Raw genomic sequence first — 23,770 nt, forward strand, 5'->3', positions numbered from 1 at the left:
CGCCGTGCGCGCCGGGGGCGTCTTCACACCATGGGGTGAAAAGGAGCGGGAGAAGAGTCCGGGATCTTCCCGCTCTGTCCATTCTTGGGCATGCGGCCGAAACGGTTCGCTGACAAGGAGAGTTCACCCGTGGAGAAGCAGGAAGGGCGCGACCCCGCGACGGTACGGTTCGACGACCCCTGGTACGACGAGCTGGCCGCCGGCTGGGGCGAGCACGATCAGGCCGACGCGCCCGCCGAGGTTGCGCCGGGCTCCGTTCCCCGGCAGCAGGCCGCCCCCAGCGCCGCCGACATCTATCTGGAGGTGCAGCGCAGCCCCGCCTTCCAGGAAGTGCGCGGACGCTACCGCCGGTTCGTCTTCCCCGCCGCCCTCGCCTTCCTCCTCTGGTACCTGGCGTACGTCGTCGCCGCCATCGCCGTGCCCGGTCTGATGGCCCGGCCCGTCGCCGGCGCCGTCAACGTCGCGATGGTCGCCGGACTCGGCCAGTTCGCCACCACCTTCCTGCTGACCTGGGCCTACGCCCGGCACGCGAGGCTGCGCCGGGACCGCGCCGCCCTCGAACTGCGCTGGGACACCCAGGAGATGACCAGAGGGGCGCGGCAGTGACCGGAGACCACCAGACCCTCGCGCTGCTGCTGTTCAGCACCTTCGTCGCGGTCACGCTCGGCATCACCACCTGGGTCAGCCGCAACCGCCGCGGCTCCGAGGAGGAGTTCTACGCCGGCGGGCGGCTCTTCTCGCCCATGGAGAACGGATTCGCCATCGCCGGCGACTACATGTCCGCCGCCTCCTTCCTCGGCATCTCCGGACTCATCGCGCTCTTCGGCTACGACGGCATGCTCTACTCCGTCGGCTTCCTCGTCGCCTGGCTGGTCGTCCTCCTCCTCGTCGCCGAACTCGTCCGCAACTGCGGCCGGTTCACCCTCGCCGACGTCGTGGCCTCCCGGATGGCCGAGCGGCCCGTCCGGATCGCCGCCGGAGCCTCCTCCGTCACCGTCTCCGTGCTCTACCTGGTGGCCCAGATGGTCGGGGCCGGCAGTCTGGTCGCCCTGCTGCTCGGCGGCACCAGCGACGCCGCCCGGTCCTGGACGGTGATCGGCGTCGGCGCGCTGATGGTCGTCTACGTGTCGCTCGGCGGCATGCGGGCCACCACCTGGATCCAGATCGTCAAGGCCGTGCTGCTGATGGCCGGCACGATCGCCCTCACCGCGCTCGTCCTGGTCCGCTTCCACTTCGACGTGGACCAGCTGCTCACCACCGCGGCCGAACGCAGCGGCCACGGGCGGGACTTCCTCGCCCCGGGGCTGCGCTACGGCGGCGACTGGACCGCCCGCCTCGACTTCGTCAGCCTCGGTCTCGCCCTGGTCCTCGGCACCGCGGGCCTCCCGCACATCCTCTCCCGCTTCTACACCGTGCCCACGGCCCGCGCCGCGCGCCGCTCGGTCGTCTGGTCCATCGGCCTCATCGGCGGCTTCTACCTGATGACCATCGTCCTCGGCTTCGGGGCCGCCGCCGTCGTCGGCCCCGACACCGTCCGCGCCTCCAACAGCGCCGGGAACACGGCCGTACCGCTGCTCGCGCTCGACCTCGGCGGCGGCGCCGGATCCACCGGGGGCACCGTGCTGTTCGCGGTGGTCGCCGCCGTCGCCTTCGCCACCATCCTCGCGGTGGTCGCCGGCATCACGCTCGCCTCCTCCGCGTCCGTCGCGCACGACCTCTACGCCTCCCTGCGCCGCCGAAACGCCCGGCCCTACAGCGAGGTGACGGTCGCCCGGGTCGCCGCGGCCGGGATCGGGGCCGTCGCGATCGGTCTCGGACTGCTCGCCCGCGACCTCAACGTGGCCTTCCTCGTCGGCCTCGCCTTCGCCGTCGCGGCCTCCGCGAACCTGCCCGTCCTGCTCTACTCGCTCTTCTGGCGCCGCTTCACCACCCGGGGCGCCGTCTGGTCGGTCTACGGCGGGCTCGTCCCGGCGGTCCTGCTCGTGCTGGTCTCGCCGGTGGTCTCCGGCAGCCCCGAATCCCTGTTCCCCGGCGTGGACCTCCGGCTCTTCCCGCTGCAGAACCCCGGCGTGGTATCCATCCCGCTCGGCTTCCTCGCGGGATGGCTCGGCACCGTCACCTCGCCCGAGCCGCCGGACCACGCCCGGTACGCCGAGACGGAGGTACGGGCGCTCACCGGCGCAGGGGCCGTGTGACGACGGTCAGGGCGCGGCCGGGCTTCCCCACACGTACCGGTGCTCGGGGCGGCCCGTCTCGCCGTACTTCAGCGAGAGCCGCACCCGGCCGGTGCGCTCCAGGAGCTTGAGGTAGCGCTGGGCGGTCTGCCGGCTCACCCCGGACCGCTCGGCGATCTCCTGCGCCGACAGCGGCCCGTCCGCCGCGAGCAGCACCTGCCGCACCAGCTCGGCCGTCGTCGGGGAATGACCCTTGGGCAGGTCCGGCTCGACCGTGCCCGCGGACAGGGCGCCGAAGATGCGGTCCACCTCGGCCTGTTCCGCCTCGCCGCCGACGTCCAGGGTCCGCCGCAGCGCCGCGTACGCCTCCAGCCTGGCGCGCAGTCCGGCGAAGCTGAACGGCTTCACCAGGTACTGCAGCGCTCCGTGCCGCATCGCCGCCTGCACGGTGGCCACGTCACGGGCCGCGGTCACCATGATCACGTCGCACGGCCGGCCGAGGGCGCGCAGCTCGCGTACGACCCCGAGACCGTTCCCGTCCGGGAGGTAGTGGTCGAGCAGCACCAGGTCCACCGGAGGCTCCGCCCCGGCGAGCCGGTCCAGCGCCTCCGCGGCCGAGTGGGTCACGCCGACCACACGGAAACCCGGCACCTTCGCCACGTAAGCGGCGTTGACCTTCGCCACCCGTACGTCGTCGTCGACGACCAGGACCCCGATCACCACGCCTCCTCCGGGACCACCGGCGCGCGCCCCTCGCCGGCCGCGCGCTCCGCACCCGCCGCGCGCTCCTCGTCCGGCCCGGCCGGCGCGTCAGGCCCGCCGAGGGCGTCCGGTTCGACGAGCGCGTCCGGCAGCACCACGGTGAACTCCGCGCCGCCGTCCGCGCCGGAGCCGACCCGGGCGCTGCCGCCGCGCCGCTCCGCGAGCCGTCGCACCAGGGCGAGTCCCAGTCCCCGCCTGCCGTGGGCCGGCGGCTCCTTGGTGGTCCATCCCTCGGTGAAGACCAGTTCGCGCCGCTCGTCGGGCACGCCGGGGCCGCTGTCCGTGACCTTCAGCACCACCGTCCGGCCCTCGGCGCGCAGATCCACCTCCACGCGCGCGTGGAGGCTGCCGGAGGCGGCGTCCAGGGCGTTGTCGACGAGGTTGCCGACCACCGTGACCAGTTCGGGCGGGTCGACCAGCCGGTCCGCGAGCAGCGAGCCGGGGGCGAGACGCAGCGAGACGCCCCGTTCGGCGGCGACGGCCGCCTTGCCGACCAGGAGCGCGGCGAGCAGCGGGTCGTGGACCTTCTCCGTGACCTGCTCGGCCGTCGCCCGGTGCACGCCGGCCACCTCGGTGACGAACTCGACGGCCTCGTCGTACATCTCCAGTTCGAGCAGGCCGAGCAGGGTGTGCATCCGGTTGGCGTGTTCGTGGTCCTGGGCGCGCAGGGCGTCGATCAGTCCGCGCGTGGAGTCCAGCTCGCGGCCCAGCGTCTCCAGCTCGGTGCGGTCGCGCAGGGTGGCGACGGCGCCGCCGTCGTCCGTGGGCATCCGGTTGGCGATCAGCACCCGGCTGCCGCGCACCGTGACCAGGTCCTCGCCGGTCACGCGGCCCGCGAGCACGTCCGCGGCGCGGCCGGCACCCAGCACCTCCTCGAGGGGCCGGCCGGTGGCCTCCGGTCCGAGGCCCAGCAGCCGCTGCGCCTCGTCGTTCATCAGCCGGATCCGGCCGGTGCCGTCGAGCGCGACGACGCCCTCACGGATGCCGTGCAGCATCGCCTCGCGTTCGGCGAGCAGCGCCGAGATGTCGGAGAAGGCCAGGTCGTGGGTCTGCCGCTGGAGGCGGCGGGAGATCAGATACGCGGCGAGCGCGCCCGCCGCAAGGGCACCGCCGGCGTACCGGAGCAGCCCGGGGATGGCCGCCAGCAGCCGGTCGCGCACGCTGTCGTACGCGATGCCGACGGACACCGCGCCGACGATCTCGCCACGGCGGTCCCGCAGCGGTGCCTTGCCCCGCGCCGAGCGGCCCAGGGTGCCGCTGTCGATCTCCATCACCTCGTGCCCGGCGAGCACGTCGCCCGGGTCGGTGGAGACCCGCCGCCCGATCCGCGCCGGGTCGGTGTGCGACCAGCGGATCCCGCGCGGATCCATCACCACCACGTACTCGGCACCTGTCGAGCGCCGGATCCGCTCCGCCTCCGCCTGCACGGGACCCTGCGGCGACGGCCGGGTGGCCGCCAGATCGGCGGCGACCCGCGGCGAGGCCGTGGTCTGCGCGATGGCGAGCGCGCGGCGCATGGCCTGGTCGTCCAGCTGGGCGCTGAGCGGGGCCAGGAACAGGCCGGTGGCGAGTACCGTCACGCCCGTCGCGATGGCCAGCTGCATCAGCAGGACCTGCGAGAACACCCGCCGCGGCCACCCGATCCCGCGCCGGCGCACCGGCGGGCGCACGGGGCGCCGCGAGCGGCGGGCGGATGCGGGGTTCATGGCGGAAACCGTACGGGGACCGGGGCCCGACCGGAAATGCCGCTGCCGGGGGCGGCGCGGGGTCCTGCCTATCCTGGGGGCTTCGCAAGCACAGGTACCGACGGCACGGAGGCATGACCCTTGACCACCCAGCAGATCCCCGTCGTCGTCCTGGCCGGGTTTCTCGGGGCGGGGAAGACCACCCTGCTCAACCATCTGCTGCGCAGCGCGCGCGGAACGCGGATCGGGGTCATGGTCAACGACTTCGGTGACATCGGCATCGACGCGATGACCGTGGCCGGCCAGGTCGGCTCCACGGTCTCCCTCGGCAACGGCTGTCTGTGCTGTGCGGTGGACGCGAGCGAGCTGGACGAGTACCTGGAGGTGCTCACCCGGCCGGACATGCGCCTCGACGTGATCGTGATCGAGGCCAGCGGCCTCGCCGAGCCGCAGGAACTCGTCCGGATGGTGCTCGCCAGCGAGAACGAGCGGATCGTGTACGGCGGGCTGGTCGAGGTGGTGGACGCCGCCGAGTTCGCCGCGACCCGCGCCCGCCACCCGGAGACCGACCGCCATCTCGCCGCCGCCGACCTCGTCGTGGTCAACAAGGCCGACCGGGTGCCGGCCGACCGGCTCGCCGCCGTACGGCAGGAGGTCGCCGCGCTCGCCGTACGTGCCGCCGTGGTGGAGTGCGCGCACGGGCGGATCGACCCGGAGCTGCTCTTCGACCGGGTGGTGCCGGAGGACGAGATCGCGGGACAGATGTCCATCGAGGACATCCTGTACGGCGAGGACGGTTGGGACGGCGACGGGGCCCACGCCCATCCGCACGCCGCGTACGAGACGGTCTCGCTCACGGCGTCGGTCCCGCTGCATCCGCGCCGGCTGATGGCCTTCCTCGACGCGCGCCCCGAGGGCCTCTACCGCATCAAGGGCTTCGTCGACTTCGGCACCGCCGACCCGGCGAACCGCTACACCGTCCACGCCGTCGGCCGCTTCCTGCGCTTCTACACCGAGCCGTGGCCGGCGGGGGAGGAGCGCCTCACCCAGCTCGTCCTGATCGGCTCCGGGGTGGACGCGGAGGCCCTGCGCAAGGAGCTCGCCACCTGTGAGCAGAACGGCCCGGACGACGTGCCGGACGAGACGGCCATGTGGGGCGTCCTGAGGTACGTACCCGGCACCGAGGACGGGCCGGGGCTTCCCGAGTCCGGGCTCTCCGAGTCGGGGATCTCCGAGTCGGGGCTTCCCGAGTCCGGGCTCTCCGAGTCGGAGCTTCCCTAGCCGGACACGCGCAGATCTTCGCCGCGGACGACTGCGGCTTCGAGGAAGGGCTGCGCCTGATCACCGCGGGCAGCATGGAGGCGGCCTACGCCGCTCGTTCCTGACACGACGACGCCCCCGGCCCCGCGCGGTCGACTGACGGCACGGAACAGGGGGCGTGCGCACGACGGAAGCCGGGGCGCCGCGGCCGCGTGCGCGGCGCCCCGGCTTCCGAGGAAATGCGCTAGTTCGCGGGGCCGGCCACCACTTCGACCGGCTTCGGGAGCGGCGTGCCCGAGCCGTCGCGGCGGGGGTCCGGCTCCGGCAGGTCGACCGGAGTGCCGTTCTTCTGCGCGGCGTGGGCCGGAGTGGCGCCGGCCCAGGCCAGGACGAGCACGTCCTCGCCCTTCAGGAAGCGCTGGCAGCGCACGCCGCCGGTGGCGCGGCCCTTGCGGGGGTACTGGTCGAACGGCGTCAGCTTCGCCGACGTGCCGGCCGAGGCGTCCAGCGTGCCGGTCGAACCGGCGACCGTGAACACCACCGCGTCCGCGGCCGGGTCCACCGCCGTGAAGGACAGCACCTCGGCGCCCGCCGACAGCTTGATTCCGGCCATACCGCCCGCCGGACGGCCCTGCGGCCGCACCTGGGAGGCCGGGTAACGCAGCAGCTGGGCGTCGGACGTGATGAAGACCAGGTCCTCCTCGCCCGTGCGCAGTTCGGTCGCGCCGACGATCCGGTCCCCCTCCTTGAGGGTGATGACCTCCAGCTCCTCCTTGTTGGCCGGGTAGTCCGGCACCACACGCTTGACCACGCCCTGCAGCGTGCCGATCGCGAGACCCGGCGAGGCCTCCTCCAGGGAGGTCAGGCAGACCACCGTCTCGTCCGCCTCCAAGGTGACGAACTCGGCCAGCGGCGCCCCGCCCGCCAGGTTGGGCGCGGCGGCCGTGTCGGGCAGCTGCGGCAGGTCGATCACCGCCACCCGCAGCAGCCGGCCGGCCGAGGTCACCACGCCGACGTCGCCGCGCTGGGTCGCCGCCACCGCCGAGACGATCGCGTCGTGCTTGCTGCGCTTGCCGTCCGTCACGGCCGGCAGGTCCTCCGTCACCGTGCGGGCCAGCAGACCGGTCGACGAGAGCAGCACCCGGCACGGGTCGTCCGCGACCTCCAGGGACACGGCCGCGGTCGGCGCGCCCCCCGACTCCAGCAGGACCGTGCGCCGGTCGGTGCCGAACTTCTTCGAGACCGCCGCCAGTTCCGCCGACACCAGCTTGCGCAGCTCCGTGTCCGACTCGAGGATGCCGGTCAGCTCGTCGATCTCGCCGTTGAGCCGGTCGCGCTCGCCCTCCAGCTCCAGGCGGTCGAACTTGGTGAGCCGGCGCAGCGGCGTGTCCAGGATGTACTGCGTCTGGATCTCGCTCAGCGAGAAGCGCTCGACGAGACGCTCCTTGGCCTCCGCCGAGTTCTCGCTCTCCCGGATGAGCCGGATGACCTCGTCGATGTCGAGCAGGGCGACGAGCAGGCCCTCCACCAGGTGCAGCCGGTCGCGCTTCTTGCCGCGGCGGAACTCCGAGCGGCGCCGGACCACCTCGAAACGGTGGTCCAGATAGACCTCGAGCAGCTCCTTGAGACCGAGCGTCAGCGGCTGACCGTCGACCAGCGCCACGTTGTTGATGCCGAAGGACTCCTCCATCGGCGTCAGCTTGTAGAGCTGCTCCAGGACCGCTTCCGGCACGAAGCCGTTCTTCACCTCGATGACCAGGCGCAGGCCGTGGTTGCGGTCGGTGAGGTCCTTGACGTCGGCGATGCCCTGGAGCTTCTTCGAGCCGACCAGGTCCTTGATCTTGGAGATGACCTTCTCGGGGCCGACCGTGAAGGGCAGCTCGGTGACGACGATGCCCTTGCGGCGCGCCGTGACCGTCTCCACGGTGGCCGTCGCGCGGATCTTGAAGGTGCCGCGACCCGTCTCGTACGCGTCCTTGATGCCGGACAGCCCGACGATCCGGCCGCCCGTGGGCAGGTCGGGGCCGGGCACGTAACGCATCAGCGTTTCCAGGTCCGCGTTGGGGTGGCGGATCAGATGGCGGGCGGCCGCGACGACCTCGGCCAGGTTGTGCGGAGGCATGTTGGTGGCCATGCCGACCGCGATCCCGGACGCGCCGTTGACCAGCAGGTTCGGGTACGCGGCGGGGAGCGCGACCGGCTCCTGCTCCTGGCCGTCGTAGTTGGGCGCGAAGTCGACGGTGTCCTCGTCGATGGACTCCGTCATCAACAGCGCGGCCGGCGCCATCCGCGACTCCGTGTACCGCATGGCGGCCGGCGGGTCGTCGTTGCCGAGCGAGCCGAAGTTGCCGTGGCCGTCGACCAGCGGCACGCGCATGGAGAACGGCTGCGCCATGCGCACCATCGCGTCGTAGATCGACGCGTCACCGTGCGGGTGCAGCTTGCCCATGACCTCGCCGACGACCCGGGCGCACTTCACGAAGCCCCGGTCGGGCCGCAGGCCCATCTCGTTCATCTGGTAGACGATGCGCCGCTGCACGGGCTTCATGCCGTCCCGGGCGTCGGGCAGGGCGCGCGAGTAGATCACCGAGTACGCGTACTCGAGGAAGGAGCCCTGCATCTCGTCAACGACGTCGATGTCGAGGATTCGCTCCTCGAACGCGTCGTCCGGCGGCGGTGTCTTCGTGCTGCGGCGGGCCATCGCGGCTGCGGCTCCTTCACCAACAAGGTTGATCTGACGCGGACCATTGTGGACCGTGGCACCGACAACGCCGACCGCGACCCGGAAGAGGGACTTCGGACCCGGCCGGGAACTTCGCCAGGTGTCGGCGCGCTTGCATACAGTGGCAGGACTTTTCCCGATCGCGATCGAAGGGACACACGCCCATGGGTCACACGGCTGAGGCCGAGGCCGGCTCCGGCGGACTGACAGCGACCGAGCACCGGCTGGCCAACGGCCTGCGTGTGGTGCTCTCGGAGGACCACCTGACCCCGGTCGCGGCGGTCTGCCTCTGGTACGACGTCGGCTCCCGTCACGAGGTCACGGGCCGCACCGGCCTCGCCCACCTCTTCGAGCACCTCATGTTCCAGGGCTCGAAGCAGGTCCACGGCAACGGCCACTTCGAGCTGGTGCAGGGTGCCGGCGGCTCGCTCAACGGCACGACGAGCTTCGAGCGCACCAACTACTTCGAGACCATGCCCGCGCACCAGCTGGAGCTCGCGCTCTGGCTGGAGGCCGACCGCATGGGATCGCTGCTCACCGCCCTCGACGACGTCTCCATGGAGAACCAGCGCGACGTCGTCAAGAACGAGCGCCGCCAGCGTTACGACAACGTGCCCTACGGCACCGCGTTCGAGCGCCTCACCGCCCTCGCCTATCCGGAGGGCCACCCGTACCACCACACCCCGATCGGCTCGATGGCCGACCTGGACGCCGCCACCCTGGAGGACGCGCGGAACTTCTTCCGCACGTACTACGCGCCGAACAACGCGGTGCTCTCGGTCGTCGGCGACATCGACCCCGAGCAGACCCTCGCCTGGGTGGAGAAGTACTTCGGCTCCATCCCCGGCCACGACGGCAAGCCCGAGCCGCGCCCCGGCGACCTGCCCGAGGTCATCGGCGAGCAGCTCCGCGAGGTCGTCGAGGAGGAGGTCCCGGCCCGTGCCCTGATGGCCGCCTACCGGCTGCCGCACGACGGCACGCGCGCGTGCGACGCGGCCGACCTGGCCCTGACCGTCCTGGGCGGCGGCGAGTCCTCCCGCCTGCACAACCGGCTGGTCCGCCGCGACCGCACGGCCGTGGCCGCCGGCTTCGGCCTGCTGCGGCTCGCCGGCGCGCCCTCGCTCGGCTGGCTGGACGTCAAGACCTCCGGCGGCGTCGAGGTGCCGCGGATCGAGGCGGCCGTCGACGAGGAGCTCGCCCGGTTCGCCGCCGAGGGCCCGACGCCCGAGGAGATGGAGCGCGCCCAGGCCCAGTTGGAGCGCGAGTGGCTGGACCGGCTCGGTACCGTCGCCGGCCGCGCCGACGAACTGTGCCGGTACGCGGTGCTCTTCGGCGACCCGCAGCTGGCCCTGACCGCCGTCGACCGGGTCCTCGACATCACCGCCGAGGAGGTGCAGGAGGTCGCCAAGGCCCGCCTGCGCCCGGACAACCGCGCCGTCCTGGTCTACGAGCCGGTGGGCGGCACCGCCGACGGCACCGACAGCGACGAGGAAGAGGGAGCGGACCGGTGACCGACGCCGCCATGTCTCTGACCAGCATGACCTTCCACCCGCAGCCCACCCCGGGTGACGCGAAGCCCTGGGCCTTCCCGGCCCCGGAGCGCGGCGCGCTCGACAACGGCCTGACCGTGCTGCGCTGCGACCGCCCCGGCCAGCAGGTGGTGGCCGTCGAGGTCTTCCTCGACGCCCCGCTGGACGCCGAGCCCGAGGGCCTGGACGGCGTCGCCACGATCATGGCCAGGGCGCTGTCCGAGGGCACCGACCAGCACTCGGCGGAGGAGTTCGCCGCCGAGCTGGAGCGCTGCGGCGCCACGCTGGACGCGCACGCCGACCACCCCGGCGTACGGGTCTCCCTCGAAGTGCCGGTCTCCCGGCTGCCGAAGGCGCTCGGTCTGCTCTCCGAGGCCCTGATCGCCCCGGCGTTCGCCGAGACCGAGATCGAGCGGCTGGTGCGCAACCGGCTGGACGAGATCCCGCACGAGACGGCCAACCCGGCCCGCCGCGCCGCCAAGCAGCTCTCCAAGGAGCTGTTCCCGGCCGCTTCGCGCATGTCCCGGCCGCGCCAGGGCACCGAGGAGACCGTCGCCGCGATCGACGCCGCCGCCGTCCGCGCCTTCTACGACGCGTACGTCCGCCCGGCCGCCGCGACCGCCGTCGTGGTCGGCGACCTGACCGGCGTCGACCTGGACAAGGTCCTCGCCGACACCCTGGGCGCCTGGAACGGCAAGCCGGCCGCGCCGCGCCCCATGCCGCCCGTCACGGCCGACGACACCGGGCGCGTCGTCATCGTGGACCGGCCCGGTGCCGTGCAGACGCAGCTGCTCATCGGCCGCGTCGGCGCGGACCGCCACGACCGCGTCTGGGCGGCCCAGGTGCTCGGCACGTACTGCCTCGGCGGCACCCTCACGTCCCGCCTGGACCGCGTCCTGCGCGAGGAGAAGGGCTACACGTACGGCGTGCGGGCCTTCGGCCAGGTGCTGCGCTCCGACGGAGCGGGCAACGGCGCGTCGCTGCTCGCCATCAGCGGCTCGGTCGACACCCCCAACACCGGCCCGGCACTTGACGACCTGTGGAAGGTGCTGCGCACCCTCGCGGCCGGGGGTCTGACGGACGCCGAGCGCGACGTCGCCGTGCAGAACCTGGTGGGTGTGGCACCGCTGAAGTACGAGACGGCCGCCTCCGTCGCCGGGACGCTGGCCGACCAGGTCGAGCAGCACCTCCCGGACGACTACCAGGCCCAGTTGTACGCCCGGCTCGCCGAGACGGGCACGGTGGAGGCGACCGCGGCCGTGGTCAACGCCTTCCCGGTGGACCGGCTCGTGACGGTGCTGGTCGGCGACGCGGCGCAGATCGCGGAGCCGGTGCGCGCACTCGGCATCGGTGAAGTGACCGTCGTCACCGGCTGATTGAGTCGCCGTCACACGCCGTCGAGGACCCTGACGACCTGGTTCGTCAGGGTCCTCCCGTTTGTCCGTATTGCAGCGAGGTATGATCATCTGCCCTGTGGCGTGTCTAACAAAAGGGCGCGTCTGTTTGGTGATTGACAGAAGATCGGCCTAGCGTCGACCCGGCTGCCCGACCGCTGTACGACGCCGCACCCGCGGCAACGGCGCAGTCATCGCCGAGTCCCCTGAGGCGCGAGCCTGGGGAGCCGGGGACCCACACGCAGTCCCTGGGGTGAATCGGACGCCTTCGCTCAGGCGGAGGGGCCCGTAGGAGACCTTCCTGCTCCGAACCCGTCAGCTAACCCGGTAGGCGAGAGGGAAGGAAAGGATCAGCCACTACATGGCGTTCACCCGTGCCACCGGGAAGCATCGTGGACCGAGCCGGATGGCGCGCCGCGGCGCCGGCATCGCCGGCGTGGCGACGCTCGCCACCACCGGCGTCATCGGAACCCTCGCCTCTCCGGCGCTGGCCGCCGACCCGGAGGACATCTCCCCCGAGGACACCGGCCTCATCCAGGTGATCACCGAGGAGTCCCTCGCCGAGCGCGTCGACGCCCAGGCCTCCGGCCAGGAGAAGGCCGCCGCCCAGGCCGAGGCCCGCGTGAGGGCCGCCGCGGAGGCGAAGCGCAAGGCCGAGGCCCGCGCCAAGGAGATCCGCGAGGCCAAGGAGCGCGCCGCCCGCGAGGCCGAGCGCAAGCGCCTCGCCTCCTTCCAGCTCCCGATCTCCGGCTCGTACGTGAGCACCGGCTACAAGGCCGGCGGCTCCCTCTGGTCCTCCGGCAGTCACTCCGGCGTCGACTTCCACGCCGCGTACGGCACCAAGGTCGTCTCCGTCGGCTCCGGCACCGTCGTCGAGGCCGGCTGGGGCGGCGCGTACGGCAAGAACATCGTGATCCGGATGCACGACGGCACGTACACGCAGTACGGCCACCTCTCCGCCATCACCGTCCGCGTCGGCCAGAAGGTCACCCCGGGCGAGCAGATCGGCGTCTCCGGCTCCTCCGGCAACTCCACGGGCCCGCACCTCCACTTCGAGGCCCGCACCGGCGCCGACTACGGCTCGGACATCAACCCGATCTCCTATCTGCGCGCCCGCGGCGTCCACGTCTGACGCGAGCGTCCCCCGCGCGAAACCCGCGCTCCGGCGCACACGACGCACGAAAGCCCCGGCTCGAAACGAGCCGGGGCTTTTTGCGTTCTTCGTCACCGGCCGGCATCGGAAATTCCGCCCTCCTGCAATAGAGTCGCCCGAAAGGCGCCGCCCGACGGGGTTTCGCGCGGACGAATTCGGAGGTCGGACATGCGCATTCCCGCGCACTCGGTATGCACGGCGATCCGGGACGACATCGTCTCCGGGGTGTACGCGCGGGGCGCCAGGCTCACCGAGGAGCAGCTCGCCCGGCGCTACGGAGTCTCCCGCGTCCCGGTCCGCGAGGCGCTGCGCACCCTGGAGTCGGAGGGCTTCGTGGTGAGCCGCCGGCACGCCGGCGCCCACGTCGCCGAGCCCACCGCCCAGGAGGCCGCCGACCTGCTCGACATGCGCTCCCTGCTGGAGCCTCTGGGAGCCGCCCGGGCCGCCCAGCGCCGTACCGACGCCCACCTCAAAGTGCTGCGCGGCCTGGTCAGACTGGGGCAGGAGCGGGCCAGGAGCGACCGCGGCGCGGACCTGGCGGCGCTCGGCGGCTGGTTCCACGAGACGCTCGCCCAGGCCTCGGGCAGCCCGCCGCTCACGGCGCTGCTCACCCAGCTGCGGCACAAGATCGCCTGGATGTACGCGGTCGAGCCGGCCGAGCGGCCCGCGGAGCCGTGGGCGGAGCACGGGGCGATCGTGGACGCCGTCGCCCGCCGCGACGCCGAGCGAGCCCGGGCGCTGACCGCGCTGCACGTGGAGCGCGCCCTCCCGCTGTACCGGCTGAAACAGACGGACCGGCCACGTGTGAGGGTTTCGCAACATGCCGTAAACAGTGCGGGACCGAAGAATTAACGCGAGCGTCGTATACAAAGAGCCGGGCTATTTCTTCCCGCTGATTCGCGCTGCCCGGAATTCCATTCCGTGAGGCGTGGGAGAGTGGCCGCGCGGGCGGAAATTCCTCCCCGGATTCGGGCATTCACGGATTCCCGTCGACCCCGGGCCTCGAGCGCCGGACTCCTTCCGCCTGGCTCCGTGGCCCCGGGAAGGAAAACGGCCGTGCCCGCCGGAGAACCGGAGGACACGGCCGCTTCGCGATCCGTCGTCGGGGAGGAGACGGGTCAGACGGTCTCGGGGAGCTCCTCGAGACCCTCGGCCACCAGCTTCGCCAGGCGGTCGAGCGCGGCCTCGGCGCCGTCGGCGTCCGAAGCGAGCACGATCTCCTCGCCGCCCTGGGCACCCAGGCCGAGCACCGCGAGCATGGAGGCGGCGTTGACCGGGTTGCCTTCGGCCTTGGCGATCGTCACGGGGACGCCGGCGGCCGTGGCGGCACGGACGAAGATGGAGGCGGGGCGGGCGTGCAGGCCCTCGGCCCAGCCGACGTTGACGCGGCGCTCAGCCATGGTGGTTGCCCTTCAACTTTCAGCGGTTGTCTAGACCAGTCTCTCACGGGTGGCGTCATGCTCCTACCGACCTCCGGCCCGAGTCGGGCGACCACTTCCGACCCGTGATCGGCGGGCCGTCCGACCCAGTGCCGGTGACGGACCTCCCGTCCGAACCGTTACCGACCTCCGAACCGGTGCCGACCTCCGACCCGGGACCGACCTCCGACCCGGTACCGACCTCCGACCCGGGACCGGCAGCCGTCCGGCGCGGGTGTCCGGAACGGATGTCCGCCGCGGTACGGGCCGTACGGCCCTCCCTACCTTGCACGGCGCCCACCCCGGGCGCGAGCGATGCGCCGGTGTGCCGTCCGACCGTGCCCCGCACGGCCGGTGCCGCCGTCGTACCCCGGCCGTACGCTTGCCCCATGCAGAGCGCGTCGGAACAGTCGGGGCAGCCGGAGCACGCCTATCCCGACCACTGGGAAGCGGACGTGGTCCTCCGGGACGGCGGCACCGCGCGGATCAGGCCCATCACCGCCGACGACGCCGAGCGCCTGGTCAGCTTCTACGAGCAGGTCTCGGACGAGTCGAAGTACTACCGCTTCTTCGCGCCCTACCCGCGGCTCTCCGCCAAGGACGTGCACCGCTTCACCCACCACGACTTCGTCGACCGGGTCGGGCTCGCGGCGACCGTCGGCGGCGAGTTCATCGCCACCGTGCGCTACGACCGCATCAACGAGCTGGGCCGCCCCGCCTCGGCACCCGCCGACGAGGCCGAGGTCGCCTTCCTCGTCCAGGACGCCCACCAGGGCCGCGGCGTCGCCTCCGCGCTGCTCGAACACATCGCGGCGGTCGCCCGCGAGCGCGACATCCGGCGGTTCGCCGCTGAGGTGCTGCCCGCCAACACCAAGATGATCAAGGTCTTCACCGACGCCGGCTACACCCAGAAGCGCAGCTTCGAGGACGGCTCCGTGCGGCTCCACCTCGACCTGGAGCCCACCGACCGCTCGCTCGCCGTGCAGCGCGCCCGCGAACAGCGCGCCGAGGCGCGATCCGTGCAGCGGCTCCTCGCCCCCGGCTCCGTCGCCGTCGTCGGCGTCGGCCGCGCGCCCGGCGGCGTCGGCCGCACCGTCCTGCGCAACCTCCTCGACGGCGGCTACACCGGCCGCGTCCACGCGGTGAACGCCGCACTGGAGCCGGGCCGCCCCCACGAGCTGGAGGGCGTGCCCGCCGTCCGCTCCGTCGCCGACATCGGCGAGCCCGTCGACCTCGCCGTCGTCGCCGTCCCCGCCGAGCGCGTCCCCGAGACGGTCGCCGACTGCGGCGAGCACGGCGTCCGCGGCCTCGTCGTCCTGTCCGCCGGATACGCGGAGAGCGGGCCCGAGGGCCGCGAACGCCAGCGCGCCCTGGTCCGCCAGGCCCGCTCGTACGGCATGCGGATCATCGGGCCGAACGCCTTCGGGGTCATCAACACGGCCGAACCCGTACGGCTGAACGCCTCGCTCGCGCCGCAGATGCCGGCCACCGGACGGATCGGGCTCTTCACCCAGTCCGGCGCCATCGGCATCGCCCTCCTCGCCGGACTCCACCGGCGCGGCGCCGGACTCTCCTCGTTCCTCTCCGCCGGCAACCGCGCCGACGTCTCCGGCAACGACCTCCTCCAGCACTGGTACGACGACCCCGCCACCGACGTCGTCCTGCTCTACCTGGAGTCGATCGGCAACCCGCGGAAGTTCACCCGCCTCGCCCGCCGGACCGCCGCCGCCAAGCCCGTCGTGGTCGTCAAGGGCGCACGGCACAGCGGCAGCGCCCCGCCCGGCCACCGCGTCCCCGTCACCCGCATCCCGCACGCCACCGTCTCCGCCCTGCTGCGGCAGGCCGGCGTCATCCGCGTCGACACCGTCACCGAGCTGGTCGACGCGGGCCTGCTGCTCGCCGAGCAGCCGCTGCCCGCGGGCCCGCGCGTCGCGATCCTCGGCAACTCCGAGTCGCTCGGCCTGCTCACCTACGACGCCTGCCTCACCGAAGGGCTGCGCCCGCTGAGGCCCGTCGACCTCACCACCGGCGCCACGCCCGCCGACTTCCGCGCCGCGCTCACCGCCGCGCTCGCCGACGACGCCAGTGACGCGGTCGTCGTCACCGCCATCCCGTGGGTGGGGGAGAACGGCGCCACCGAGTCCGGCGACGGCGAGGTCCTGGCCGCCGCGCTCCGCTCCGCCGTCACCGCCGCACCCGGGACCGGACCGGCGAAGCCGGTCGTCGTGGTCCACGTCGAGATGGGCGCTCTCGCCGAAGCCCTGTCCCAGGCCACCCGCACCCGGCCGACGCCGGGCGTGACAACTGTGACGCCGGGCACGACGACCGTGACGTCGGGCGTGACGACCGTGACGCCGGCCGGGCCTGCGGCGCCCGCCGGGCCTGCGGCGCCTGCCCGACCCGAAGCGCCCGCACCGACGAGCGCACCCGCACCCACCACGCCGCCCGCCCCGCCCATGCCGCCCACGGCACCCGTGCCCCCGACCCCGGCCGCCTCGCTCCGGCCGCGCACGACGCCGACAGCCGCCCCACAGCCCTCCCCGGCGCCAACCCCCGCCCCCACCGCGGCCCCAGGCCCCACCCCAACCTCGCCCCAGCCCCAGGCCCCGGCCCCCGGCGTCATCCCCGCCTACCCCGCCGCCGAGCGCGCCGTCCGCGCGCTCGCCGAGGCCGTCCGCTACGCCCAGTGGCGCCGCCAGGCCGCCGAGCCCGGACGCGTCCCCGAGTTCGACCGGATCGACGAACCCGGCGCCGCCGCCCTCGTCGAGCGGGCCCTCGGCGCGCCCGGCGCCGACGAGCGCGGCGTCACGCTCGGCACCGAGGACACCATCGACCTGCTCGGCCGGTACGGCATCGAGGTCAGGCCCACGCTGCCCGCGCCCAGTGCCGACGAGGCCGTACGGGCCGCCGCACGGCTCGGCTTCCCGGTCGCCCTCAAGACCACCGCGCCCCATCTGCGCCACCGCCCCGACCTCGGCGGCGTACGCCTCGACCTGGCGACCGAGGAGCAGCTGCGCACCGCCTACCAGGAGCTCACCGACACCCTCGGCAAGCCCGAGGAGCTCCTGCCGGTCGTCCAGGCGATGGTCCCGCGCGGCGTCGACACCGTCGTCCGCTCCGCGATCGACCCTGCCGTCGGCGCCGTCCTCTCCTTCGGGCTCGCCGGCGCCGCCTCCGAACTCCTCGGCGACATGTCCCACCGGCTCGTCCCCGCCACCGACCGGGACGCCGCCGAGCTCGTCCGCTCCATCCGTACCGCCCCGCTCCTCTTCGGCTGGCGCGGTGCCGCGCCCGTCGACACCCCGGCCCTCGAGGAGCTGCTGCTGCGGGTCTCCCGGCTGGTCGACGACCACCCCGAGGTCGTCGCCGTGTCCCTCGAACCCGTCGTGGTCGCCGCGCGCGGCCTCTCCGTCCTCGGCGCCACCGTCCGCCTCGCCCCGCCCCCGCCCACCACGGACCTCGGCCCGCGCCGCCTCCCGAGTTACTGACCAGGCCCGTGACCGAGCCGACGAGCGCCGCAGGAGGGCCGGAGGGGCCCCGCGGCCCCGCAGACACCTCAGGCGCTTGTCTCGTCAAGCCGAGCCTTCGTGGTCGTCGGCGATGCCGGTCGTACTCCCGTTCCTGCTCCGCCTCGCAGGCGACCCGCACTCACGGGAAGGCTTCACGAGCCCGGATGGAGCCGGATGTCACAGCCCTGACGCTCTCGGACGACCCGACCGGCTTCACAATCGGCCAAGCCGTCCTTACGCACGGATTAGGATGGAGCCCATGGCGAAGACCGGTACGACGACCCAGGGGCTGCGCGCGGCGATCGAGCGCAGTGGCTACTACCCCGCCCTCGTGGCCGAGGCGGTGGAGTCCGCCGTCGGCGGCGAGGCCGTCACGTCGTACGTGGTCCACCAGGAGACGACCTTCGACGCGAACGAGGTCCGGCGCCACGTCACCGTCCTCGTCCTCACGGCCAACCGGTTCATCGTGAGCCACACCGACGAGCAGGCCGCAGACAACAGCTCGCCGACGCCGTACGCCACGACCTCCACCGAGTCCGTGAAGCTCGACCGGATCTCCTCGGTCGTCGTCAGCCGCGTCGTCTCCAACCCCGAGTCGTACACCCCGGGCACCCTGCCCCGCGAGGTCGTCCTCACCATCGGCTGGGGCGCCGTGTCCCGGATCGACCTGGAGCCCGCCGCCTGCGGCGACCCCAACTGCGACGCCGACCACGGCTACACCGGCAACTCCACCGCCGACGACCTCAGCCTCCGCGTCAGCGACGCCGGCGACGGCCCGGACACCGTCCGGCAGACCCTCGCCTTCGCCCAGGCGCTCTCCGAGGCCACCGCGTCGACCCCGTCCGCCCGCTGATGGTCCAGCCCGCCGCCGTCGCCCAGGGCTGGCCGGACGAGCCCGAGCCGCTCGACCCCGCCACCGCTCCGCTCCCCGAATACGGCAGCGGTTCCCTCGGCGACCTGCTCCCGACGCTCGTCGCCGGCCAGGGAGTGCCCGGCTGCGAGCCGCGGATCGCCGAGCTCACGCCCGCCGACCGCAACTGCGTCTTCCTCATCGACGGGCTCGGCTGGGAGCAGATCAAGGCCCACCCGGACGAGGCGCCCTACCTGACCTCGCTGCTCGCCACCTGCCGTGGCGGCACCGGCCGTCCGCTCACCGCCGGTTTCCCCGCCACCACCGCGACCTCGCTCGCCTCGGTCGGCACCGGACTCTTCCCCGGCAGCCACGGCCTGCCCGGCTACACCGTGCGGAACCCGGACACCGGCGAGCTGATGAACCAGCTCCGCTGGAAGCCCTGGACCGCGCCGCACGCCTGGCAGCCGTACCCGACGCTGTTCCGGCGCGCCGACGAGGCCGGGATCCACACCGCCCAGGTCTCCTCCCCGGCCTTCCAGGACACGCCGCTCACCAAGATCGCGCTGAGCGGCGGCACGTTCCACGGACGGCTCTCCGGCGAGGAGCGGATGGACGTCGCCGCCGAGCAGCTGGCCGCCGGCGACCGCTCCCTCGTCTACACGTACTACAGCGAGCTCGACGGCGCCGGACACCGCTTCGGCGTCGCCTCCGACGCCTGGCGCGGCCAGCTGATGTTCGTCGACCGGCTGGTCCAGCGGCTCGCCGAGCAGCTCCCGCCGCGCGCGGCCCTCTACGTCACCGCCGACCACGGCATGGTCGACATCCCCTTCGACGAGGACCACCGGATCGACTTCGACGAGGACTGGGAGCTGCGCGCCGGCGTGGCCCTGCTCGGCGGCGAGGGCAGGGCCCGGCACGTCTACGCCGTCCGCGGCGCCGAGGCGGACGTCCTCACCTGCTGGCGGGAGGTCCTCGGCGACCGCTTCTGGGTCGCTGGCCGGGACGAGGCCATCGCGCTCGGCTGGTTCGGCGACCGGATCGACGAGCGGGTGTACGGGCGCATCGGCGACGTGGTCGCCGCCGCCCATGGCGACCTCGCCATCACGGCCTCCGTCAACGAGCCGAACGAGTCCGCCATGGCGGGCATGCACGGCTCCATGACCGCGGCGGAGCAGTTCGTCCCCCTGCTCGAAGTACGCTCCTGAGGCGGCGGGCGGCCCGGTGGCCCCGGCGGGACCCTCACCGCCCGGGAGCCGGACGGACCGGACCGGCCGATCGGCCCCGGACACCCACGTCCCGCCCCGGCCACCCAGGCTGCTCCCGTCCCCGTCCCCGTTCCCGTCCTCGTTCCTCTCCCCGTCCCTCTTCCGTCCCTTTCCCGTCCTCCTTCCTTCGACCCGTTCGATCCCGACGATCCCGAAAGGTCTCCGACCTCCCATGCCCGAGCTGGTGTTCTTCTCCGGAACGATGGACTGCGGAAAGAGCACCCTCGCTCTGCAGATCGAACACAACCGCTCCGCCCGCGGCCTCCAGGGCATGATCTTCACGCGGGACGACCGCGCGGGCGAGGGCAAGCTGTCCTCGCGGCTCGGCCTCGTCACCGACGCCGTCGAGGCCGCCGAGGGCTTCGACTTCTACGCGTACCTGGTCGCCCATCTGTCCAAGGGCGGCCGCTGCGACTACGTCATCGCCGACGAGGCCCAGTTCCTCGCACCCGAGCAGATCGACCAGCTCGCCCGCGTCGTCGACGACCTCGAACTCGACGTCTTCGCCTTCGGCATCACCACCGACTTCCGGTCCAAGCTCTTCCCCGGCTCGCAACGGCTCGTCGAGCTCGCCGACCGGGTCGAGGTGCTCCAGGTGGAGGCCCTGTGCTGGTGCGGCGCCCGCGCCACGCACAACGCCCGCACCGTGGGCGGCGAGATGGTCGTCGAGGGCGAGCAGGTCGTGGTCGGCGACGTCAACGCGGGCGACGAGGTCGGCTACGAGGTGCTGTGCCGACGCCACCACCGCCGCCGCATGACCGCCGCCACCGCCCGCGCGGCGGCCCTGTCGCCGGACGTCCTGCCGGTACCGGACGGCTCGTAGGACTCGCGCGGCGGTCGGTCCGTCGGCCAGGTGCGGTCGGCCAGGTGCGGTCAGCCGGGTGCGGTCAGCCGGGTGCGGTCAGCCGGGGAACGGCTGAGCGGGGACGGCCCGGAACCGGCGGCGGTACTCCATCGGCGTCGTGTCCAGCCTGCGCCGGAAGGCCCGGACGAGCGTGTCCGTGCTGCCGAAACCACAGGTGGTGGTGATGCGTTCGAGGGTCGCGTCCGTCGACTCCAGCAGGATGCGGGCCCGCTCGACGCGCGCCGACTCCACGTACGCGCTCGGCGTCGTACCGAGCTCCGCCTTGAAGATCCGGGTCAGCTGACGTTCGCTGCCGTGGGCGACCTCGGCGAGGTCCGCGAGGGTCAGCCGGGCGTCCAGATGACGCGTGATGTGGTGACGCAGGTCCTCCACCCGACGGGTGGCGGAGACCGGCTCCAGCGGCACGCTGAACTGGCTCTGGCCGCTCGGCCGCTTCAGGTACATCACCAGCTGCCGGGCCACCCGCAGCGCCGCGGTCTCGCCGAAGTCGTCGGCGACGAGCGCGAGGGACAGGTCGAGACAGGAGCTGATGCCGGCGCCCGTCCACACGTCGCCGTCGCGGATGAAGATCGGATCGGCGTCCACCTCCACGGCCGGATGCTCCGCGGCCAGCTGTCCCGCGGTCGACCAGTGCGTGGTGGCCCGCCTGCCGTCGAGCAGACCGGCGGCGGCCAGGATGTGCGCGCCGACGCACACGGAGGTGACCCGGCGGGTCCGCGCGGCCAGGGTCTTCACCCAGGTGACCACCTCGGGGTCGACGAGTGCCCGCACCCGCCGCCCGGCGTCCGTCTCGACCGAGCCCGGCACCATCAGGGTGTCGATCCGCCGGGCGGCGGCCTCCTCGAAGGTGACGTCGGGCAGGACACGGACGCCGGCCGAGGTGGTGACCGGATCCTTCGAGGCGGCGGCGAGGACGACCTCGTAACTGGTCGGGTCGTCAATCTCGCGCCGCAGCAGGGCGAACACCTCCGGTGGCCCGGTGACGTCGAGCAGGTCGACGCCCTCGAAGAGAACGATGACGACGAGTCGACCGACGGTGCTGCTCATGAACCCGCATCGTACGGGCCGGGCGTCCGGGTGCTCCGGACGAGTGCTCGGGGGCTCAGGAGGAGCGTTCGGCAGCTCGGGAAGAGCGTTCGGCCGCCCAGGAGGAGCGCTCGGCCGAGCGTACGAGTGTGAAGACCGCTCCCTCCGGATCCGTCACCAGGGCGAGCCGTCCCGCCGTGCCCTCGCGGGGCGGACGCAGGACCTGGCCGCCCAGCTCGCTCACCAGCCGCGCGGAGGCGTCCACGTCGTCCACCTCGAAGTACGTCATCCAGTGCGCCCCCCGGTCCCGGGGCAGCGCCGTGCCCACGCCGTGCAGCGAGGCGACCGGGCGGCCGTCGAGGTGGAGGGTGAGGTAGTCGAAGTCGGCCGAGACGACCGGTTCGATCTCGTAGTCGAAGATCGACTGGTAGAACTTGCCCATCGAGGCGGTCTCGTACGTCAGCAACTCGTTCCAGACCGGTGTGCCCGCCGGTCCGGCCGCCGCCGTGCCGTGGTGGGCGTCGGCCTGCCACACGCCGAAGACCGCGCCCGCCGGGTCCGAGCAGATCGCCATGCGGCCGGCCTCGCCCGCGTCGAGCGGGCCGACCGCGACCGTGCCGCCGCAGCAGCGGATGGTCTCCGCGGTCTCGTCGGCGTCGTCCGTGGCGAGGTAGGTCGTCCAGGCGATCGGCAGGTGCCGGTCCGGCGGCAGCTGGCCGATGCCGGCCACCTCCCGGCCGTCCAGCAGTGCGCGCACGTACGGGCCGAGGGGCTGCGGCCCCGGCAGGAATTCCCAGCCGAACAGCGCCGCGTAGAACTCGCACGTCGCGTCCAGTCCATGCACCATCAGGCTCACCCAACAGGGCGTGCCGGGTGTACGCCGAGTCGCCTCGGTCATCCGTCACTCTTTTCTCGCCAGTGGCCGTACGCGAGGGGCCGGCGGGGCCGGCGGGCCGTACGGGGCTTTCGGCCGGGTCCTGCCCGCGCCACGCCCGCCGTACACATGCGCCGGCGCACGTCCCCCTCCCGATGGTTGCACTGCGGGGCGTGCCGCGCGCCCCGGGGACGATTCGGGTGCTGCCGTTGTTTCCGGGCGGGTGCCGTCGTTCACGGGGCGGGCTGCGCGAGGATGGCACCCATGAAGCCCATCATCTCCGCAAGCGAACTCGTGAGCGAATCGGCCGGGGCGAAGCCGCCGGTCCTCCTGGACGTCCGCTGGTCCCTCGGCGGCCCGCCCGGACGGCCGGAGTACGAGGCCGGGCACCTTCCCGGCGCCGTGTACGTGGACCTGGACACCGAGCTCGCCGGTGCGCCCGGGTCCGGCGGTCGGCACCCGCTGCCCGACGTGGCGGCGTTCGGCGCCGCCATGCGCCGTGCGGGTGTCTCGGCGGACACCCCGGTCGTCGTCTACGACGGCGGTCTCGGCTGGGGTGCGGCGCGCGCGTGGTGGCTGCTGCGCTGGGCGGGGCACCCGGACGTCCGGGTGCTGGACGGTGGTCTCGCCGCGTGGAACGGCGAGCTGTCCAAGGACGTGCCGGAGCCCGTGCCGGGCGACTTCGAGCCGCGGCCGGGCGCGCTGGGGCTGCTGGACGCGGACGGTGCGGCGTCGCTGGCCCGGTCGGGTCTGCTGCTCGACGCGCGCGCCGGCGAGCGGTACCGGGGCGAGGTGGAGCCCATCGACCGGGTCGGGGGCCACATCCCCGGCGCCGTGTCGGCACCGACCACGGAGAACGTGGGTCCTGACGGCCGCTTCCTGGCGCCGGAGGCGCTGGCGGCGCGCTTCGCGGCGCTGGGGGCGACGCCGGGTGCGGAGGTGGCCGTCTACTGCGGCTCGGGAGTCTCGGGCGCGCACGAGGTCCTCGCCCTCGAGCTGGCGGGCATCCCCGCCGCCCTCTACGCGGGCTCCTGGTCCGCATGGTCCTCGGACCCCACCCGGCCGGTGGCTGTGGGCCCGGACCCCCAGTAGCCCCCGAGGCTCCGCCTCCGCCCCTCCAGGAACGCCGCCCCCTCACGAGCGGCCCGCTGCGCAGCCGAACGGCGCCGCTCGACCACCCCGTCGTGCGGACCTCCCGCCCGCTGTGCGCCGCCCGCCATCTCGTTGTGGCCTCGGCCCGTGGGGCCGTGCCCGTCGTCTCGTTGTGGGCATTCGTCCCGC

Annotated in this window: 18 protein-coding genes and 1 riboswitch; of the genes, 12 read left to right on the top strand and 6 right to left on the bottom strand. The window is 73.3% G+C overall.

Annotated features, from left to right (window positions below):
- Positions 1–90 precede the first annotated feature (90 nt).
- Positions 91–606 carry a DUF485 domain-containing protein gene (locus tag ESG85_RS05540; protein WP_128976889.1) on the top strand — a complete coding sequence of 172 codons (516 nt, stop codon included), beginning with the start codon at positions 91–93 and terminating at the stop codon, positions 604–606.
- Entirely contained in the window at positions 603–2,195 is a 1,593-nt protein-coding gene (locus ESG85_RS05545; protein WP_128976890.1) for a solute symporter family protein, read from the top strand. Before ESG85_RS05540 ends, ESG85_RS05545 begins: the two co-directional genes overlap by 4 nt.
- A 6-nt stretch (positions 2,196–2,201) precedes the next feature.
- Here ESG85_RS05545 and ESG85_RS05550 read toward each other — a convergent pair whose 3' ends face one another.
- Both ESG85_RS05550 and ESG85_RS05555 read right to left on the bottom strand, forming a co-directional pair.
- On the bottom strand, positions 2,202–2,894 hold the full coding sequence (locus tag ESG85_RS05550) for a DUF7342 family protein (protein WP_128976914.1): 693 nt from the start codon (positions 2,892–2,894) through the stop codon (positions 2,202–2,204).
- The gene (locus ESG85_RS05555) at positions 2,891–4,642 is read right to left on the bottom strand and encodes a sensor histidine kinase (protein WP_128976891.1); all 1,752 of its coding nucleotides are present in this window, start codon (positions 4,640–4,642) and stop codon (positions 2,891–2,893) included. The genes ESG85_RS05550 and ESG85_RS05555 overlap by 4 nt, the downstream gene beginning before the upstream one ends.
- 120 nt (positions 4,643–4,762) lie before the next feature.
- Here ESG85_RS05555 and ESG85_RS05560 point away from each other — a divergent pair, with 120 nt between their 5' ends.
- Positions 4,763–5,902, top strand: a complete 1,140-nt coding sequence (locus tag ESG85_RS05560) for a CobW family GTP-binding protein (protein WP_128976892.1) — start codon at positions 4,763–4,765, stop codon at positions 5,900–5,902.
- A gap of 223 nt (positions 5,903–6,125) precedes the next feature.
- Here the strand turns inward: ESG85_RS05560 and ESG85_RS05565 are convergent, their stop codons facing one another.
- Complete coding sequence (locus tag ESG85_RS05565) at positions 6,126–8,582, bottom strand: DNA gyrase/topoisomerase IV subunit A (protein WP_128976893.1); 2,457 nt, start codon at positions 8,580–8,582, stop codon at positions 6,126–6,128.
- A gap of 185 nt (positions 8,583–8,767) precedes the next feature.
- Between ESG85_RS05565 and ESG85_RS05570 the strand changes: the two genes are divergently transcribed.
- From ESG85_RS05570 to ESG85_RS05585, 4 genes are all read left to right on the top strand, one after another.
- A complete protein-coding gene (locus ESG85_RS05570) occupies positions 8,768–10,114 on the top strand; it encodes a M16 family metallopeptidase (RefSeq protein ID WP_128976894.1) in 1,347 nt (448 codons plus the stop codon).
- 26 nt (positions 10,115–10,140) lie between these two features.
- Positions 10,141–11,508, top strand: coding sequence for a M16 family metallopeptidase (locus ESG85_RS05575; RefSeq protein ID WP_181018971.1), 1,368 nt, complete (start codon positions 10,141–10,143; stop codon positions 11,506–11,508).
- Between the two features lie 203 nt (positions 11,509–11,711).
- Positions 11,712–11,875: riboswitch (cyclic di-AMP (ydaO/yuaA leader) on the top strand.
- Between the two features lie 12 nt (positions 11,876–11,887).
- Positions 11,888–12,658 (top strand): M23 family metallopeptidase, encoded by a 771-nt coding sequence (locus ESG85_RS05580; protein ID WP_128976896.1) that lies wholly within the window; start codon positions 11,888–11,890, stop codon positions 12,656–12,658.
- 189 nt (positions 12,659–12,847) lie between these two features.
- The gene (locus ESG85_RS05585; protein ID WP_128976897.1) at positions 12,848–13,531 is read left to right on the top strand and encodes a GntR family transcriptional regulator; all 684 of its coding nucleotides are present in this window, start codon (positions 12,848–12,850) and stop codon (positions 13,529–13,531) included.
- 266 nt (positions 13,532–13,797) lie between these two features.
- On the opposite strand, the gene ESG85_RS05590 is transcribed toward ESG85_RS05585, so the two are convergent.
- Positions 13,798–14,079: an HPr family phosphocarrier protein gene (locus ESG85_RS05590; RefSeq protein ID WP_128976898.1), complete on the bottom strand. Its 282-nt coding sequence runs from the start codon at positions 14,077–14,079 to the stop codon at positions 13,798–13,800.
- Between the two features lie 407 nt (positions 14,080–14,486).
- Here ESG85_RS05590 and ESG85_RS05600 point away from each other — a divergent pair, with 407 nt between their 5' ends.
- The 4 genes from ESG85_RS05600 (at position 14,487) to ESG85_RS05615 (ending at position 20,547) form a co-directional block, all read left to right on the top strand.
- A complete protein-coding gene (locus tag ESG85_RS05600; RefSeq protein WP_128976900.1) occupies positions 14,487–17,585 on the top strand; it encodes a bifunctional acetate--CoA ligase family protein/GNAT family N-acetyltransferase in 3,099 nt (1,032 codons plus the stop codon).
- A 280-nt stretch (positions 17,586–17,865) separates the two neighbouring features.
- On the top strand, positions 17,866–18,459 hold the full coding sequence (locus tag ESG85_RS05605) for a DUF5998 family protein (protein WP_128976901.1): 594 nt from the start codon (positions 17,866–17,868) through the stop codon (positions 18,457–18,459).
- Positions 18,459–19,664: an alkaline phosphatase family protein gene (locus ESG85_RS05610; protein ID WP_128976902.1), complete on the top strand. Its 1,206-nt coding sequence runs from the start codon at positions 18,459–18,461 to the stop codon at positions 19,662–19,664. Before ESG85_RS05605 ends, ESG85_RS05610 begins: the two co-directional genes overlap by 1 nt.
- A gap of 232 nt (positions 19,665–19,896) precedes the next feature.
- Positions 19,897–20,547 (top strand): thymidine kinase, encoded by a 651-nt coding sequence (locus tag ESG85_RS05615; RefSeq protein ID WP_128976903.1) that lies wholly within the window; start codon positions 19,897–19,899, stop codon positions 20,545–20,547.
- Between the two features lie 78 nt (positions 20,548–20,625).
- On the opposite strand, the gene ESG85_RS05620 is transcribed toward ESG85_RS05615, so the two are convergent.
- Both ESG85_RS05620 and ESG85_RS05625 read right to left on the bottom strand, forming a co-directional pair.
- Positions 20,626–21,636 carry a GlxA family transcriptional regulator gene (locus ESG85_RS05620; RefSeq protein WP_128976904.1) on the bottom strand — a complete coding sequence of 337 codons (1,011 nt, stop codon included), beginning with the start codon at positions 21,634–21,636 and terminating at the stop codon, positions 20,626–20,628.
- 55 nt (positions 21,637–21,691) lie between these two features.
- A complete protein-coding gene (locus ESG85_RS05625) occupies positions 21,692–22,513 on the bottom strand; it encodes a VOC family protein (RefSeq protein ID WP_128976905.1) in 822 nt (273 codons plus the stop codon).
- 240 nt (positions 22,514–22,753) lie between these two features.
- On the opposite strand from ESG85_RS05625, the gene ESG85_RS05630 reads away from it, so the two are divergent.
- A complete protein-coding gene (locus ESG85_RS05630) occupies positions 22,754–23,581 on the top strand; it encodes a sulfurtransferase (RefSeq protein WP_128976906.1) in 828 nt (275 codons plus the stop codon).
- Positions 23,582–23,770 lie beyond the last annotated feature (189 nt).

It is taken from the genome of Streptomyces roseicoloratus, assembly GCF_004117935.1.
GTDB lineage: Bacteria > Actinomycetota > Actinomycetes > Streptomycetales > Streptomycetaceae > Streptomyces > Streptomyces roseicoloratus.

Bases quoted from the DNA above. Each gene is read 5' to 3' on its own strand.
- ESG85_RS05585 (WP_128976897.1), top strand. From the start codon at position 12,848: ATGCGCATTCCCGCGCACTCGGTATGCACGGCGATCCGGGACGACATC.
- ESG85_RS05590 (WP_128976898.1), bottom strand. From the start codon at position 14,079: ATGGCTGAGCGCCGCGTCAACGTCGGCTGGGCCGAGGGCCTGCACGCC.
- ESG85_RS05605 (WP_128976901.1), top strand. From the start codon at position 17,866: ATGGCGAAGACCGGTACGACGACCCAGGGGCTGCGCGCGGCGATCGAG.
- ESG85_RS05570 (WP_128976894.1), top strand. From the start codon at position 8,768: ATGGGTCACACGGCTGAGGCCGAGGCCGGCTCCGGCGGACTGACAGCG.
- ESG85_RS05610 (WP_128976902.1), top strand. From the start codon at position 18,459: ATGGTCCAGCCCGCCGCCGTCGCCCAGGGCTGGCCGGACGAGCCCGAG.
- ESG85_RS05555 (WP_128976891.1), bottom strand. From the start codon at position 4,642: ATGAACCCCGCATCCGCCCGCCGCTCGCGGCGCCCCGTGCGCCCGCCG.
- ESG85_RS05600 (WP_128976900.1), top strand. From the start codon at position 14,487: ATGCAGAGCGCGTCGGAACAGTCGGGGCAGCCGGAGCACGCCTATCCC.
- ESG85_RS05540 (WP_128976889.1), top strand. From the start codon at position 91: ATGCGGCCGAAACGGTTCGCTGACAAGGAGAGTTCACCCGTGGAGAAG.
- ESG85_RS05575 (WP_181018971.1), top strand. From the start codon at position 10,141: ATGACCTTCCACCCGCAGCCCACCCCGGGTGACGCGAAGCCCTGGGCC.
- ESG85_RS05580 (WP_128976896.1), top strand. From the start codon at position 11,888: ATGGCGTTCACCCGTGCCACCGGGAAGCATCGTGGACCGAGCCGGATG.
- ESG85_RS05615 (WP_128976903.1), top strand. From the start codon at position 19,897: ATGCCCGAGCTGGTGTTCTTCTCCGGAACGATGGACTGCGGAAAGAGC.
- ESG85_RS05620 (WP_128976904.1), bottom strand. From the start codon at position 21,636: ATGAGCAGCACCGTCGGTCGACTCGTCGTCATCGTTCTCTTCGAGGGC.
- ESG85_RS05630 (WP_128976906.1), top strand. From the start codon at position 22,754: ATGAAGCCCATCATCTCCGCAAGCGAACTCGTGAGCGAATCGGCCGGG.
- ESG85_RS05625 (WP_128976905.1), bottom strand. From the start codon at position 22,513: ATGACCGAGGCGACTCGGCGTACACCCGGCACGCCCTGTTGGGTGAGC.
- ESG85_RS05565 (WP_128976893.1), bottom strand. From the start codon at position 8,582: ATGGCCCGCCGCAGCACGAAGACACCGCCGCCGGACGACGCGTTCGAG.